The sequence below is a fragment of the Paenibacillus sp. FSL F4-0087 genome (genome assembly GCF_038020215.1).
In the GTDB taxonomy this organism is placed as follows: Bacteria; Bacillota; Bacilli; order Paenibacillales; family Paenibacillaceae; genus Paenibacillus; species Paenibacillus taichungensis.
In genome coordinates, this window is the sequence record NZ_JBBODJ010000001.1 from 645730 (window position 1) to 660482 (window position 14753).

Annotated in this window: 14 protein-coding genes and 2 tRNA genes; 1 reads left to right on the forward strand and 15 read right to left on the reverse strand. The window is 46.9% G+C overall.

Annotated elements, in window-relative coordinates; genetic code table 11:
• Window positions 1–107: 107 nt before the first annotated feature.
• The 3 genes from MHB84_RS02985 to nrdR all read right to left on the reverse strand — a co-directional run bounded on the left by MHB84_RS02985 (window position 108) and on the right by nrdR (window position 922).
• Window positions 108–180: transfer RNA gene (locus tag MHB84_RS02985), tRNA-Lys, on the reverse strand.
• Window positions 181–196: 16 nt separating this feature from the next.
• Window positions 197–269: transfer RNA gene (locus MHB84_RS02990), tRNA-Ala, on the reverse strand.
• Between the two features lie 185 nt (window positions 270–454).
• Window positions 455–922, reverse strand: coding sequence for a transcriptional regulator NrdR (gene nrdR, locus MHB84_RS02995; protein WP_076289773.1), 468 nt, complete (start codon window positions 920–922; stop codon window positions 455–457).
• A gap of 115 nt (window positions 923–1037) precedes the next feature.
• On the opposite strand from nrdR, the gene MHB84_RS03000 reads away from it, so the two are divergent.
• Window positions 1038–1259, forward strand: a complete 222-nt coding sequence (locus tag MHB84_RS03000) for an alpha/beta-type small acid-soluble spore protein (RefSeq protein ID WP_053783555.1) — start codon at window positions 1038–1040, stop codon at window positions 1257–1259.
• A 107-nt stretch (window positions 1260–1366) separates the two neighbouring features.
• Here MHB84_RS03000 and MHB84_RS03005 read toward each other — a convergent pair whose 3' ends face one another.
• The 12 genes from MHB84_RS03005 to MHB84_RS03060 all read right to left on the reverse strand — a co-directional run bounded on the left by MHB84_RS03005 (window position 1367) and on the right by MHB84_RS03060 (window position 14519).
• Entirely contained in the window at window positions 1367–1930 is a 564-nt protein-coding gene (locus tag MHB84_RS03005) for a lytic transglycosylase domain-containing protein (protein ID WP_063568107.1), read from the reverse strand.
• A complete protein-coding gene (coaE, locus tag MHB84_RS03010) occupies window positions 1927–2523 on the reverse strand; it encodes a dephospho-CoA kinase (RefSeq protein WP_076289774.1) in 597 nt (198 codons plus the stop codon). The genes MHB84_RS03005 and coaE overlap by 4 nt, the downstream gene beginning before the upstream one ends.
• A gap of 9 nt (window positions 2524–2532) precedes the next feature.
• On the reverse strand, window positions 2533–3306 hold the full coding sequence (locus MHB84_RS03015; RefSeq protein WP_076289775.1) for a manganese efflux pump: 774 nt from the start codon (window positions 3304–3306) through the stop codon (window positions 2533–2535).
• Window positions 3307–3460: 154 nt separating this feature from the next.
• Entirely contained in the window at window positions 3461–4291 is an 831-nt protein-coding gene (gene mutM / locus MHB84_RS03020; protein ID WP_076289776.1) for a DNA-formamidopyrimidine glycosylase, read from the reverse strand.
• A gap of 116 nt (window positions 4292–4407) precedes the next feature.
• Window positions 4408–7062: a DNA polymerase I gene (polA, locus tag MHB84_RS03025; protein WP_076289777.1), complete on the reverse strand. Its 2655-nt coding sequence runs from the start codon at window positions 7060–7062 to the stop codon at window positions 4408–4410.
• 220 nt (window positions 7063–7282) lie between these two features.
• Window positions 7283–7942 (reverse strand): phosphate signaling complex protein PhoU, encoded by a 660-nt coding sequence (phoU, locus tag MHB84_RS03030; RefSeq protein ID WP_076289778.1) that lies wholly within the window; start codon window positions 7940–7942, stop codon window positions 7283–7285.
• A gap of 63 nt (window positions 7943–8005) precedes the next feature.
• On the reverse strand, window positions 8006–8761 hold the full coding sequence (gene pstB, locus MHB84_RS03035; RefSeq protein ID WP_063568101.1) for a phosphate ABC transporter ATP-binding protein PstB: 756 nt from the start codon (window positions 8759–8761) through the stop codon (window positions 8006–8008).
• Window positions 8762–8979: 218 nt separating this feature from the next.
• A complete protein-coding gene (locus MHB84_RS03040) occupies window positions 8980–10173 on the reverse strand; it encodes a methyl-accepting chemotaxis protein (RefSeq protein WP_076289779.1) in 1194 nt (397 codons plus the stop codon).
• A gap of 152 nt (window positions 10174–10325) precedes the next feature.
• Window positions 10326–11054: a response regulator transcription factor gene (locus MHB84_RS03045; protein ID WP_053783546.1), complete on the reverse strand. Its 729-nt coding sequence runs from the start codon at window positions 11052–11054 to the stop codon at window positions 10326–10328.
• A 115-nt stretch (window positions 11055–11169) separates the two neighbouring features.
• Window positions 11170–12999: a two-component system histidine kinase PnpS gene (pnpS, locus tag MHB84_RS03050; RefSeq protein ID WP_076289780.1), complete on the reverse strand. Its 1830-nt coding sequence runs from the start codon at window positions 12997–12999 to the stop codon at window positions 11170–11172.
• Between the two features lie 30 nt (window positions 13000–13029).
• Window positions 13030–13374, reverse strand: coding sequence for a cupin domain-containing protein (locus tag MHB84_RS03055; RefSeq protein WP_076289781.1), 345 nt, complete (start codon window positions 13372–13374; stop codon window positions 13030–13032).
• A 275-nt stretch (window positions 13375–13649) separates the two neighbouring features.
• Complete coding sequence (locus tag MHB84_RS03060; RefSeq protein ID WP_076289782.1) at window positions 13650–14519, reverse strand: SDR family oxidoreductase; 870 nt, start codon at window positions 14517–14519, stop codon at window positions 13650–13652.
• Window positions 14520–14753 lie beyond the last annotated feature (234 nt).

Genomic DNA, 14753 nt, shown 5'->3' on the forward strand with positions numbered 1-14753 from the left:
TCGTCATATAGTTAAGCATTTTGCCACTTAAAGACTCTGTAACTGTATAAAAGCAATCAAGTTGTCTCCTAATAAAAAAAGAACGGCATCTCTGCCGTTCTTTTTGATGGACTCTCAGGGACTCGAACCCTGGACCAATTGATTAAGAGTCAACTGCTCTACCAACTGAGCTAAGAGTCCATATGATGTTCTTGTATGGAGCCTAGGGGGATCGAACCCCTGACCTCATCGCTGCCAGCGATGCGCTCTCCCAGCTGAGCTAAGGCCCCAAATTATGAATATAACAAGTTGTCCAAATCTGCAATGCTCCGCAGGCGACTCCTATATCATATAAAATACAGCTTTTGCTGTCAACAACTTTTTCTTGAAGCTAAAGTGATTGGAGAAGAACAACCTTTTTACTGGAACACACAGATGGTAACCCCAGAATGCTCTTCCCCTTTTACCCGTTTCACTAATCCACGTTGTCATCTTTGGACAATAGGGATTTAAGTTCTTTCATAAACATATTGATGTCTTTGAATTGACGGTACACCGAAGCGAAGCGCACATAGGCTACTTCATCCACTGGAAATAGCTGTTCCATCAGTAGTTCGCCAATCTGACGGCTCTCTACTTCAGCATCGGCTGTATTTCGCAGAGACTTCTCTACCTCAGATACCATCATTTCAAGTGTCTCCACAGAGACCGGACGTTTCTCACAAGCCCGGATCAGGCCACGAAGAATCTTGTCCCGGCTAAATTCCTCACGACTGCCGTCCTTCTTGATGACGATCAGCGGTGTTTCTTCCACCATTTCAAAAGTTGTAAATCGACGGCTACATTGCTCACACTCACGACGACGACGAATCGATTTCGATTCATTGGCCGGCCTTGAATCAAGCACCTTTGTGCCCAGATAGGCGCAATAAGGACATTTCAAATCAGATCACTTCCCATGTTTTACTTTTTACCAGAAATTGCCTACATGCATTTAGTTATGAAAATCGTATTGCCGACACATAATACTTTTACCAACCGCGAGGAGGTGAACAGCAATGGCACAAAGCAATGGTAACTCCAACAACCTGGTGGTAACTAAAGCTTCCGCAGCTCTCGAACAACTGAAATATGAAGTTGCTCAAGAACTCGGAATCAGCATCCCACAAGACGGATACCAAGGTAACATGACTTCTTACGAGAACGGTTCGATCGGTGGATACATCACGAAGCGTCTGGTAACAATTGCAGAACAGCAATTGGCAGGTCAATACCAATAATATCTGCATCGTAATACGGTACACAGAGGAGCATGGAGCGGCCGGTGAACAACCGGCCTGCTCGGTGCTTCTACTTATTTTAGACCATGAATCCAGATTGTATTAACTTAGAACGTATTATAGATCTTTACATACTGATTATAATAATAAATGACGCGTTGTACATAGTGCCGGGTTTCACCAAACGGAATATCTTTGACCGTCTCGAATGAACCATCCCATACGCCATCCCTTAGCCATGAGTTCACTTTACCTGGACCTGCATTGTAAGCAGCAATCATAGCGGCTTCATTCCCGTCAAATTGATCTGACAGGTTGCGTAGATACCAGGTACCCAGCTGAATATTCCTTTCAGGCTCGTGCTTCAATTCTTCCAGTGAGGTGCCCGGAATTTTGGCCTGCTCCATAATCCAGTTAGCAGTGTCAGGCATTAGCTGCATTAACCCGATGGCACCTCTCTTGGATTCCTTGCTTGTCTTAAAATTGGTCTCCACCTTGATGATGGAAGCGATGAGAAACGGATCAACCTCATAACTCTGTGACTGGGCACGAATCTCTTCCTTATAATGAATCGGATAGAACCATGACATCCAATTGGTATTCAGGAACAGCACCAATACAAAAGACACAAACATCAACAACAATACCCGTTTCTTACGCAGCAATCTCATATTAGGCCCTTACGATGCAAAAATGAAATGAGTTGCTGCTCCGTCTCTGACCACAAGCCGCTGTTATCAATAACCACGTCAGCACGCTGCTTCTTATCTTCAATATCCATTTGCACGTCTATACGGGCGTCTGCCTGTTCCGCCGTCATTCCATCCCGGCTCATCAGTCGTTCCCGCTGCACTGATCTCGGAACGTAAACAACCATCACTTCTTCGAAGCCATCCTCCAGCCCTGACTCGTACAACAATGGAATATCCGATACGACCAGCTTGTCCGGATGTTCAAGCTCATACAGAGCAGCGCGCTCGCGCATCTCCTTGCGGATCGCTGGATGTGTAATCGCCTCAAGTGCCTTACGCTCCTCTGGATTCTGAAACACAATACTGCCAAGCTTTTTCCGATCCAATGTTCCGTCCTCATTCAATATGGCTTGTCCGAACCGCTGTACAGCCGCAGCCAAAACGGGATGCCCGGGCAGCATTACTTCCCGGGCAATCACATCTGCATCAATGAGCAACGCTCCCTTACTGGCGAGAAAGGCGGACACGCTGCTTTTGCCTGTCGCGATCCCGCCGGTTAAGCCAATTTTCATTATTTCACCTCACAACAACTTCATTATTCCCATAAACATTAATAAAAGCGCAGGTAATACAGATAATCTTCGCATCCACCGCAAAGCAGCAAAGCGTAATCCAACTTTCATGCCCAGAGACAGAAATGCCCCGCTGAACAACGCAATAACTAATGCTGTCCACAAAGTTGGGAATCCCAATAACGCTGCCCCTAATCCTGCACCGAAAGCATCCAGAGAAAGGGCTATACCAAGCCACATCGCTTCTTGGACGGATATACTGCCCGAGTTATCCATATCTGCCTTCGAGGGACTCCGCAGAATTTGTATAACTACACCCAGCTTCCGCAGCTCAAGTGTAAAGACCATTCGTTCCAGAGATCCTCCAGAAGCAGATGGCTCAAGTTCAAGCGCGAGCACCTGATTTCTGCCCTTCGGCTGAGCTTCTGGTGAGGCTTGCGTACTACTGCGGATTGTTCCTGCTCCTGTTCCCTCACCCACTCCATTGTCCGTTTCCAGCTGTTCCTTGCCCCGTTTTCGAATGAGTTGCAGCAACGACCATGCGCCAATACCGATCAGAATAACCGCTCCAACAATTGAAGCCACGTCCGGAGATACGACATGAGACAGCAGCACACCTACTTGCATCGATAATGCAATAACCAGACCCGAACAGATGGAAATGACGACAATGGATAACAGCGGAATTTTAGTTCTCCGCAGCCCATATGTAATCCCGACTCCAAAACCATCTAAACTAAGCGCCAAAGCAAGCGCCAGTAATGAAATAAAATGATGCAGCACCCCGGATTCCTCCCCTGTGCGGAACTCGTTCCAACTGGCGGCTGCCAGTATGGGTATACGCCCGCTTATTTCTGCCATATCAGTATATGGAGGGAGGAATCCAAGGGTGCTACAATTTGACGATTTCGTTCATGCTACCAAACCCATCAACGATTTAGAGCAGCGGTTGACAGTTTGGACAGTAATGCGTTCCCCTACCGCCTACTACACTCTTCTCGATTAATGTGCCACACGTTGCACAGGGTTCAGACTTTCGTCCATATATTTTCAACTGATGCTGGAACATTCCCATCTCGCCCTGTCCATTGACATAGGACTTAATGGAGGAACCTCCTGCATCCACCGCATCCTGCAGCGTAACCACGATCGCTTCATGCAGCACGGTTAACTGGGCTTCGGTCAATGTCTTGGCAATGGTCTCGGGATGAATGCCTGCGCGGAACAATGCCTCGTCCACATAAATATTCCCGATGCCGACCACATATGCCTGATTTAACAAGACGGCTTTGATTTTGGTCGTTCGTTTGCCAACAGCATCACGGAATGCAGCTACAGTAAACGCAGGATCAAGCGGCTCCAGCCCCAGTTTTAACAAAGGTTTGGATACCAGTTCCTCCCCTGCATTGAAGAGATGCATTGTACCGAATTGACGGACATCCTTGTAACGTAATTCTGTACCATCGGTAAAGTGAAAGATAACATGGGTATGCTTCTCCACTTCCTCATGCTGTTGGTACACCCCGTACCTGCCTTCCATCCGCAGATGGGAGACAAGCACCAGCCCGTCCAACAAAATACGCAAAAATTTGCCTCTGCGCTCTACACCGATCACGGTATGTCCCTTAAGTTCCATTGCAAATGCATCTATGTCGTCCGGCCGCTGAATAATCCGCGGCAAGCTAACGGTAACGGAGTCAATGGTCTTGCCAACAATAAGTTGATTCAATGTTCTTCTGACTGTTTCGACTTCCGGTAATTCCGGCATGATGTTCTCACCTCCCCTATATTATAACGGAAGATGGCGCTCAGCGGGACCCCTTCTTGTGTCGAAAACAGTTGAAAAATATTTTGTAAAATAACGGAAAACCCGCTTAGGATCTATTATTTAGCCTCGTACCAGTTCTCTCCGTAGCTGACTTCTGCTTTTAGCGGTACTGACAGCTCCAATGCTTTTTCCATCACAGAAGGAACCAGCTCTTTCATCAGTTCCAGCTCATCCGCAGGCACTTCGAATACAAGTTCATCGTGCACCTGTAGCAGCATGCGACTCTTCAGCTTGCGTTCACGCAGCGCTTCATCCATCTGTACCATGGCAAGCTTGATGATATCTGCCGCAGTTCCCTGAATCGGTGTATTCATCGCTGTCCGTTCCGCGAAGGAACGCAGGTTAAAGTTGCTTGCATTGATTTCTGGCAGATAACGACGGCGTTCCAGCAACGTTTTGACATAACCATCCTGACGGGCTTCCTTCACAATATCATCCATATATCGGCGAACACCCTGGAATACTTCAAAGTATTGATCGATAAACTGTGCTGCCTCTTTCCGCGTGATGTGCAGGTTCTGCGAAAGGCCGTAATCACTGATGCCATAAACAATTCCGAAGTTAACCGCCTTGGCAGAACGACGCATGTCTCCATCCACCTCTTCTGGCTTCACACCAAACACATCGGAGGCCGTCTTCGTATGGATATCCATGTCCTGAACAAAAGCTTCCTTCAGCCGCTCATCATCTGAAATATGTGCAAGGACGCGCAGTTCAATCTGCGAATAGTCTGCTGCCAAAATGGACCAGCCCGGCTCGGAAGGAACAAATACCTTCCTGATTTTACGACCTTCCTCCATCCGAATCGGAATGTTCTGCAAGTTCGGGAACTGGCTGCTCAGACGCCCAGTAGCCGCGATCGTCTGACGGTAAAACGTATGCACCTTGCCATCCTTATCTGAAATCTCTTTGAGCAGTCCTTCTACATATGTGGACTGTAACTTGGCAAGTTGACGATATTGCAGAATATGTTTGACCACATCATTATATGGAGCCAGCTTCTCTAATACTTCGGCATCCGTAGAGTATCCTGTTTTTGTTTTCTTCACCACAGGCAGACCTAGTTTATCGAATAAAATCTCACCCAGCTGTTTCGGTGAATTCAGATTGAATTCCGTGCCGGAAAGCTTGTAGATTTCCGCCATCAACCTGCTGATATTTTCTTCGAACTCACTACCCAAAGCCTGCAAATCTGCCGTATTAGCCTTAATGCCCTGTTTCTCCATATCTGCAAGAATACGTGACAACGGCATCTCGAGTTCATGGAAAAGTGCGTTCATCTCATTGCTCTCCAGTGCCTGCTCCTGGAGTGGAATAATGGCTGCTACTGCGGCCGCTTTGCGACATAGAAAATCGCCCAGTATATCCGCCTCAGGGACCCGGTATTTTGCACCTTTGCCCATAACCGTATCATCCTCCACAAGGGAAGGCAGACCATACTTCGTGGTCAGGCCACTGATCGTCTGATTCGATTCGGTTGGATCAAGCAAATAGGCAGCCAGCTGCACATCAAAAGACGCTCCAGCAAACTCAATGCCATGCGCATGCAATGCCAGATCAACACGGTGCAGATCATAACCACGCTTGGGTTGATCTGCATTGCCAAGCCACTCTCTCACTGGGGCCGCTGCCTCAGACTGAAGCAATTCGGGAGACAGGAATGTATAGGTTCCGGCTGAACCGACAGCAAGTCCAATTAGTTTCGCCTGATGTGGGTTATCGCCATGTGTCTCCACATGCAGCACATCAATGGATTCGAGTGAACCGAACAGTTCACTAATCGTTTCTTCTGTTGCAATGGAGGATTCCACTGCGGCAGCCGGAACGGCTTCCTGTTCAGAAACTACACTTGCACGGAATGACAGGCGCTCAAGCAAAGACTTGAATTCGAGCTTGGCCAAAGCCGGACCTGCCAGTTCCTCTTTTAAGCCAGCAAACTGCATATCTTCCCAAGTTTGTTCCAATGGAACTTCACGGTGGATCGTGGCAAGCTGCTTACTCATACGTGCATCTTCGGCGTGAGCCTCAATCTTTTCTTTCATTTTTCCCTTTAGCTCACCTGTGCCGTTAAGAACTTCTTCAACCGAACCGAACTGGTGCAGCAGTTTCAGAGCCGTTTTCTCTCCGACGCCTGGAATGCCCGGAATATTGTCGGACGCATCGCCCATCAGACCTTTGAGGTCAATGATTTGCAGCGGGGTCAGACCATATCGCTCCTTAATCTGAGCAGGATCGTATAGCTCAATCTCGGTTACCCCTTTGCGCGTAAGCCCGATATGCACATGTTCAGAGGCAAGCTGCAACATATCTTTGTCACCTGACACAACGAGAACCTGTCTTCCAGCTTCGTCCGCACGCTTCGTTAATGTTCCGATAATGTCATCCGCTTCAAACCCTGCAAGCTCAAACTGGGCAATCCCGAAGCCCTGAAGCAGCTCTTTCAGCAGCGGAAATTGCTCGGACAACTCCGGTGGTGTTTTCTCCCGACCACCCTTATATTCCTGGTAACCTTCGTGCCGGAACGTAACTTTGCCTGCATCAAATGCCACCATCACATGTGTCGGTTTATGCTCTTCCAGCAAGCGCAGCAGCATCGTGGTGAAGCCGTACACCGCATTGGTGTGCAAGCCTTTCGAGTTAGTTAGCGGTGGCATTGCAAAAAACGCCCTGTAAATAATGCTATTTCCATCTATAAGAATAAACTTGTCCATTCCAGCACCTCGCGTATCGTATGGTCAATCCTTCAATTACATCTACTCTCATGATACCATACACACCAGTTACAACAAAAAAATTAGTCATCTTTATAGGTCATGATTTGGCCTGCAAAAAAAGGAACTCCCTCAGCGGGTGACCTGTTCACAGGCCGCCCGAGAGAAAGTCCCTTCATTTCGCTACGAATAATACCCCAATTCCACTATAAGCGGTTACCTATTGATTCAAATCAGGGCGTTTTCCTGTTACCAGATACACCGTGCTCTCACCAATATTTGTTGCGTGGTCACCAATCCGTTCGATATAACGTCCTACCAACATCAAAAGCATCGCTTGGGAAGCCTTATTTGGATGGTCTGTCATAAACGAGTAGAGATCACTGATCATATGACTGTACAATTGGTCAACCTGATCATCGGTCTGAGCCATTTTGTAGGCCAGATCCGTATTTTCTTTCAGGAAGGATTCAATGGATTCCTCAATCATGGACTTCACGATTTCCGCCATTCTTGGAATATCCACAAGCGGTTTAATGAGCTCCTGCCCATCCATACGAAGGGTCACTTTGGCCACATCCAGCGCAAGGTCACCCATACGCTCCAAGTCACTTGAGATTTTGAAGGCAACAATAATGCGTCGCAAATCCTTCGCTACCGGCTGTTGTGTAATGATGAGCTTGGAACCCAGTTCCATAATCTTGTCTTCCAGGGCATTCAGATTCGCATCATTCTTGATGATGACCTGAGCTTTCTCGGCATCCATCGTCTGTAAACTTTCAATAGCACCATCCAACGCTGTGCCTACATGCTCACCCATTTGCCGAAGCAATGTGCGCAGTTCCTCAAGCTCCTGATCAAATTCTTTTCTGCGAATCATAGATTCCATGTCCTCCTTATCCATCATCTCCGGACACGCCGGGATCGTTCGAACTCAGCTTGCTTATCCGAACCGTCCGGATATATAATCCTCGGTTCTGGAATCCTGCGGTGTGGAGAACAACGTTTCTGTATCTGCTGCCTCCACCACTTCTCCGTTCAGGAAAAATACTGTACGACCCGATACACGTGCAGCTTGGTGCATGTTGTGGGTTACCATTACAATCGTGTATTTGTGGTGCAATTCCTTGACCAGTTCCTCAATTTTAAGCGTTGAGATTGGATCAAGTGCAGATGTTGCTTCATCCATCAACAGTACGTCAGGCTGCACGGCCAGAGCACGCGCAATACAGAGGCGCTGCTGTTGTCCACCAGAGAGACTGAGTGCTGATTTTTTGAGCACATCCTTTACTTCATCCCACAGTGCAGCATGAACGAGACTCTGCTCAACCAAACGATCCAGTTCGGCTTTTTGCGTCACCCCGTGAAGTCGTGGTCCATAGGCAACGTTATCGTAAATGGATTTTGGAAAAGGGTTAGGCTGCTGAAATACCATTCCGACCCGCTTGCGCAGCGTCTCTACTTCAATCTCATTGCTATAAATGTCAGAACCGTCCAACATAACTTGTCCTTCCACACGTACGCCTGGAATCATGTCATTCATCCGATTTAATGTACGAAGCAAGGTCGATTTACCACAGCCCGACGGACCAATAAATGCGGTAACCGTCTTCTCCGGCAGGTCCATCGATATATTTTTAAGCGCGTGATGCGTATCATAGTATAAATTAAGTCCTTCAATGTGAATGAGGTCCTTCATGGATGTTCACTTCTCCTTCGCGGCAGGGACAACCAGATTCCCTTACGTAGACCGATGCCAATGATTGAACTTGGCTCTCGGTCATCTATAATATCCTACCCTCTCATTGTAAAAACAGTATCACTTTCATGTTAACGGAATGTAAAAAGAGACATCTTTCACACCCACGACCCTCCTATCCGATCATTGTGTATGAATGATGTCCATCCTACCTTCGTTTAGTCATCCGCCTGGACCATATCTTGCAGTCTCTCCCGAATGTGCCCAGCCAATTCTCCCGCCGTATTGCCTTCCATCGCGATATCCGCTGTAATATGGGACATGCCTGCTACAGCCGTGTTCAATTGTTTGAACGCAGCCCCACCTTCGTTTACATGAACAGAGCTGTTATCAATCTCTGCCGAGCTTGCTCTCACCAGTTCTACAGTCTGTCTGGTCAATCCCCCGATATCATCCAGTAAAGAGGACATATTACCCGCAACCTCACGGGTCTGCTTGGCTAGTGCGCGAATCTCACCAGCGACGACCTGGAAACCCCGTCCATACTCCCCCGCATGTGCCGCTTCAATGGAAGCATTCATGGCGAGTAGCCCGCTTTGGTCAGCCAATGAACGAATGGAACACGCCATCCCGGAACCCATATCGATGGAGCGAAGCATGTCATCCGCGTGCTTCTGCTGGCCCTCCATATGCTGATATACACGGTTATAGGAAGCATCAACCTGATTGAGACTGCTTGCTCCCCGTTCGGATAACTGCATGATCTGAGACGCTTCTTGCCCCGCCTTTCGAGCTGCTTGAACCAGTTTGATGACAGAGTCGTTAATTCTCGTTATTTCCTGCCTGCTCTGTGTAATAATATGTACACGTTCTTCCGAAGCCACATGCTGCAGCTTACGGGAAAGGGACATGACATCCCTCATCGTCAGCACACCCAGCAATCGGTCTTCTTCCGTAACGATCAAACAATCGTAGAAATATTGCTCACTGCGCGCCAGAGCAATGTCAATAATCGCAGTCGCTTCTGCATGCACATCGACAATAACAGGAGAAGAGTCCGCTACATGTACAACCGGCTTCCGATAGAAGAGATCTGCCGCGAAGCGTCCATTCAACATCCGGTATAACGTCTCTCGCATCAACAAACCTAATGGCTGCATGTGATCATCACATAATACAATACAAGGGTACTCCTGATCCTGATTGAGCAGGCTTGCCGCTTCCCCACAGGTAGTGTGAACGTCAATTACAGGTATTTGACGGCAATAATCCCTTAATGAGATTACATTCTCTTTGGTGCCCCCAACTTTATCATCATCTTTTTGCTCTCCCATGGGAGCTATAACTTGATCCTGTTGCGTATCTATTATTTCTTCGGGCTGGTCGGGCTTCACTTCGAGCAACATGGGCATAAATGCGCAATCTCCTTTACGTATGAGCTCCGTCCTGAGGTGGGATATGTAGGTACAAAGTATCACTCAGACAGCTTCATCCTACTCCCTATACGTAAAGGAAAATAATTGTTTGTGTTAACGGAATGTAAAATAAAACTCCCCGATCATTGTTAACTTGAATGATGGGGAGTTTTTCTTTTTACAACTAATTTATAACCTACACCGCGAATTGAATCAATGTGAACCGATTCCGGATCAAGCTCCAACTTTTTCCGTAATGAACTGACATGAACGTCCACCGTGCGCTGTCCTCCGATATAATCGAAGCCCCAGACCGCATTCATCAGATCATCCCGAGTAAGCACAACACCCGGCTTCTTGGCCAGATAAAGCAGTACCTCGAATTCCTTGGGACGAAGACTGATGGATTGTCCACCCAGTGTCACTTCATACTTCAAAGGATAAATCTCAAGCTCTCCCAGAATAATACGTGAACCGTCCTTATCCTCTGGCTGCGGCAAATCTTCACCGTTCGAATAACGTCTTAACACCGCATCTACACGTGCAAGCAATTCAGATACACCAAATGGCTTCGTAATATAATCATCGGCACCTGATTTTAAGCCTTGTACAACTTCGGCTTCACCGTTTTTGGCTGTGAGAATAATGACCGGTGTGCTGACACCCTGAATTCGTAACTTGTTCAGAATATCCAGACCATTCATTCCAGGAAGCATCAGATCCAGCAGAATCAGATCAAATTCCTGGGACAACGCCCGATCATAACCTGAAGATCCGTGATCCTCAGCAATAACATCATAGCCCTCTTGTGTCAGGTTGTACGTAAGCAATCTTGATAATGTTGGTTCATCTTCAATAACGAGCAAACGCTGCGCCATGATACCCCTTCTCTCCTATAGGTTGTCTGTTGCCACAACACTTTGTTTATCATAGCACCTAATTGTTAACTCTGTGTAAAACAGCGCATTCCTTTTACATTTCACTTCCATTGCACTAGATTTCTTCATCCTGAATTAATGGAAGGATAACACGAAACGTAGTCCCCATGCCAAGTTCACTCTCTACAGACAGTTTGCCATGGTGCAATTCTACCAGATGTTTCACAATTGAAAGTCCAAGTCCAGTTCCTCCCGAATTACGGGATCTGCCCTTGTCTACCCGATAGAAGCGTTCAAAAATCCGCGGCAAATCTTTCTTCGGAATACCAATTCCTGTGTCGGATACTGCAAATACAACTTCTTCTTCGTCCTCATTATGTTCAACCGACACTTGTAGTTTTACCCGTCCACCCTCAGGAGTGTAATTAATGCCGTTGGATAACAGATTAATAAAGATCTGCTTCATTTTATCCTCATCAGCTTCAATATACAATTCTTCGGGAACATTCATCTCCAGCCGAATCTCTTTCTTCTCCGCCACCTTGGACAAGGTACCCAGAACCATCTCGAAGAACGAATGCACATGCACAGGTGAACACTGCAGCGGAGCCCGTTTGGACTCAATTTTGGATAATTCCAGAATATCTCCGATCAATCGGTTCAGTCTGTCACCTTCATCATATATGATTTGCAAGAATGAACGCTCTGTCTCTTTATCCTGTACGCCACCGCTAAGAAGCGTTTCGGCAAAACCTTTGACTGCAGCTACCGGCGTCTTAAGTTCATGAGATACATTTGCTACGAACTCACTGCGCATCGATTCCAGCCTGCGGATTGCTGTTACATCCTGAAGGAGGAAGAGCATTCCCCGATAAGCGCCGTCATCTTCAGACATCGGTACTCCATCAATACGAATCAATTTTTCCACCGGATTGAACACACTTACTTCTTCATGCATTGGTTCTCGCAATGCAACACTTTCTTCAATCGTGCGCGTCAGCTCATAATGCCGCTTCAATTCAATATAAGGTTTCCCGGTAACCCGCTCCGCCTGAATGCCAAGCATACGCTCCGCTTCCCGGTTAACCAGCGCAATGGATTGACCTGCATCAATCATGATAATGCCGCCTGTCATGTTGGCAAGCACGCTTTGCAGCAGCGCTTCATTATCTCTAATCGTTTTTAGCTGCATCTGAAGGCTGTCTGCCATTCCATTAATGGCAAGTCCCAGTTGACCGATCTCATCATTTCGAGTTACATCCACTCTCGCATCATAATCCAGCTTGGTGATCCGGTGAGCCACCTTCGTAATATGCTCAATGGGTGATGTCAGTCCCCGCGCAACCCGGTAACTTACCAAAGCCACAATCAGAAACAGAAGGCCCAGGGTGAAGAACATCAAAATCCATCCCTGCTGAAGACCCTGATCTACAGCTTCAAGGCTCATGGATAGTCGAATGTAACCGTCAAATTTCCCATTGGGTAACTCAATCATGTCGCTTTGATCCGAATTCACAGGAAGCGCAACATACAGCATGTCCTGTCCTAATGTTGCACTATAACGAATTGACTGACCATAGTTTTGTCCAACCGCTTCTTTAATCTCCTGACGGTTCAAGTGGTTGTCCATTGAATTGGGATCGCTCTCCGAGTCGCCAATGACCGTTCCGTCTTTATTGATAAAGGTTACCCGTGAATCCGTCAGTCGATCCAGCTCGACAGCACGTTCAGAGTAATATTTCTGTGTCTCTGCATTGTTTGGATCAGTTGCATCATGAAACGGGAACGTTGCTTTGAGCAAGTTGATCTCACGCACCATCGTTTGCTCCAGTGCGGTAATGTGAGTAGTCTTAAAAACTCTGCCCATCGTATAACCCGCAACAATGACGGAAATACCGATCAGCACCATCATAATGATGGCAAGGCGAATTCGGAACGGTCTCATCTATCTCTTCCTTTGTTATAAAATTAATAATTACGTATCCATTTCTATTCGATCACCACGAGTGGTGGGCTGTGAAATAACAAGAAACTCCACATCTGCTTCTCCACGATTCTGCATCTGATGTGGCATCTTCGGCGCAATTTCTATCCCTTCATGGGGTCCGAGCATGAACTCTTCCCCGTTAAGTTCCATACAGGCCTCACCACTAAGGATGAAAAAGAACTGACGACTTATCGAATGATAATGCCGGGTTTCAGATGTTCCTGCAGGCATACGTTCATGAATAACGCTCAGTGCTTCATTTTGGACGAGATGCCAGCCATCACATTGTCCACCCCATATATAGTGTGCTGCATTTTGTTTGCTAATCTTCATATGACCGCCCCCGAAGCTTACTTGTTCGGTCTATATCATATCACAGATAGCATGGAGACCCTGCCATTTTTGATAAGCAGCAGAGCGGCAGCTGTTCTAGAACTATCCACTGGCAAGCCTAATGATAAAATATCATGATTGTATCAACGCCGATCACGACTTTTGTAAACAGGATCAAAATTAAATCCATTTCGCAATATACTCATAAAAAAAGACGTATCGACCAGTCGTGCTGGTAAACGATACGCCTTCATTCGAATTACGCCGTCAATGGATTATCCGTTGACCACTTCGCCGCCATTAACGTGCATCACCTGACCGCTCACGTAGGAAGAATCGTCCGAAGCGAGATACACGTAAGCTGGAGCCAGTTCATCCGGTTGCCCTGGACGTTTCATCGGCTGAGTTGCACCAAATTCGCTCACTTTTTTCTCATCAAATGTGGATGGAATGAGCGGGGTCCAAATCGGCCCTGGAGCGACAGCATTCACACGAATTCCCTTCTCCACAACGTTCATCGACAAGGAGCGTGTAAATGAAGTGATAGCTCCTTTCGTAGATGAATAATCAATTAACGTCGGATTTCCGCGATATGCGGTAATGGAGGTTGTATTAATGATTGTACTGCCTTTCTTAAGATGTGGCAGAGCAGCCTGTGTAATATAAAACATGCCAAAAATATTTGTGCGGAACGTACGCTCCAACTGTTCTGGAGTAATATCCTCCAGCTGCTGCTGGGGATGCTGCTCCGCTGCATTATTCACGACAATATCCAGCTTGCCCAGCTGATCTACTGTCTGTTGCACGGATTTCTTGGCAAAGGCATTGTCACCAATGTCACCGGCAATCAAAATACATTTGCGTCCTTCCTGCTCGACCTGACGTTTGGTCTCTTCTGCATCCTCATGTTCACTCAGGTATACAATCGCTACATCTGCGCCTTCCTTCGCATATGTAACGGCAACAGCACGTCCAATTCCGCTGTCTCCACCCGTGATCAGAGCAACCTTATCCAACAATTTACCGGCTGCTTTATATTCAGGTTTCTCAAACTCTGGCTTAGGGTGCATCTCCGATTCAATACCCGGGCGCTGATTCTGATGTTGGGCTGGCATCGTCTTTTTGTTTTGTGTGTTGGTTGACATCTGGCATTTCTCCTCTCAAAATGGAATATCTGATCTAGTCTCATTCTGTAGGATGGCATGAACATTACAGATTATTCCCTTTTTCAACAGTCATGCTTCAAAGTCCCTGATCTATTGCCTCGATACATACTTACCACTCGCTTTTGGCAGTTAAACAACAAATTCCCTATACTAAAATGGTTGTTTCTTTATCTTCTCTCGTAAACATGCTGTAACTGAGGCAAAGCCGCATTG

Bases quoted from the DNA above. Each gene is read 5' to 3' on its own strand.
- pstB (WP_063568101.1), bottom strand. From the start codon at position 8,761: ATGAAGGACCTCATTCACATTGAAGGACTTAATTTATACTATGATACG.
- MHB84_RS03000 (WP_053783555.1), top strand. From the start codon at position 1,038: ATGGCACAAAGCAATGGTAACTCCAACAACCTGGTGGTAACTAAAGCT.
- coaE (WP_076289774.1), bottom strand. From the start codon at position 2,523: ATGAAAATTGGCTTAACCGGCGGGATCGCGACAGGCAAAAGCAGCGTG.
- MHB84_RS03045 (WP_053783546.1), bottom strand. From the start codon at position 11,054: ATGGCGCAGCGTTTGCTCGTTATTGAAGATGAACCAACATTATCAAGA.
- phoU (WP_076289778.1), bottom strand. From the start codon at position 7,942: ATGATTCGCAGAAAAGAATTTGATCAGGAGCTTGAGGAACTGCGCACA.
- MHB84_RS03005 (WP_063568107.1), bottom strand. From the start codon at position 1,930: ATGAGATTGCTGCGTAAGAAACGGGTATTGTTGTTGATGTTTGTGTCT.
- MHB84_RS03060 (WP_076289782.1), bottom strand. From the start codon at position 14,519: ATGTCAACCAACACACAAAACAAAAAGACGATGCCAGCCCAACATCAG.
- polA (WP_076289777.1), bottom strand. From the start codon at position 7,062: ATGGACAAGTTTATTCTTATAGATGGAAATAGCATTATTTACAGGGCG.
- mutM (WP_076289776.1), bottom strand. From the start codon at position 4,291: ATGCCGGAATTACCGGAAGTCGAAACAGTCAGAAGAACATTGAATCAA.
- MHB84_RS03040 (WP_076289779.1), bottom strand. From the start codon at position 10,173: ATGCCCATGTTGCTCGAAGTGAAGCCCGACCAGCCCGAAGAAATAATA.
- pnpS (WP_076289780.1), bottom strand. From the start codon at position 12,999: ATGAGACCGTTCCGAATTCGCCTTGCCATCATTATGATGGTGCTGATC.
- MHB84_RS03055 (WP_076289781.1), bottom strand. From the start codon at position 13,374: ATGAAGATTAGCAAACAAAATGCAGCACACTATATATGGGGTGGACAA.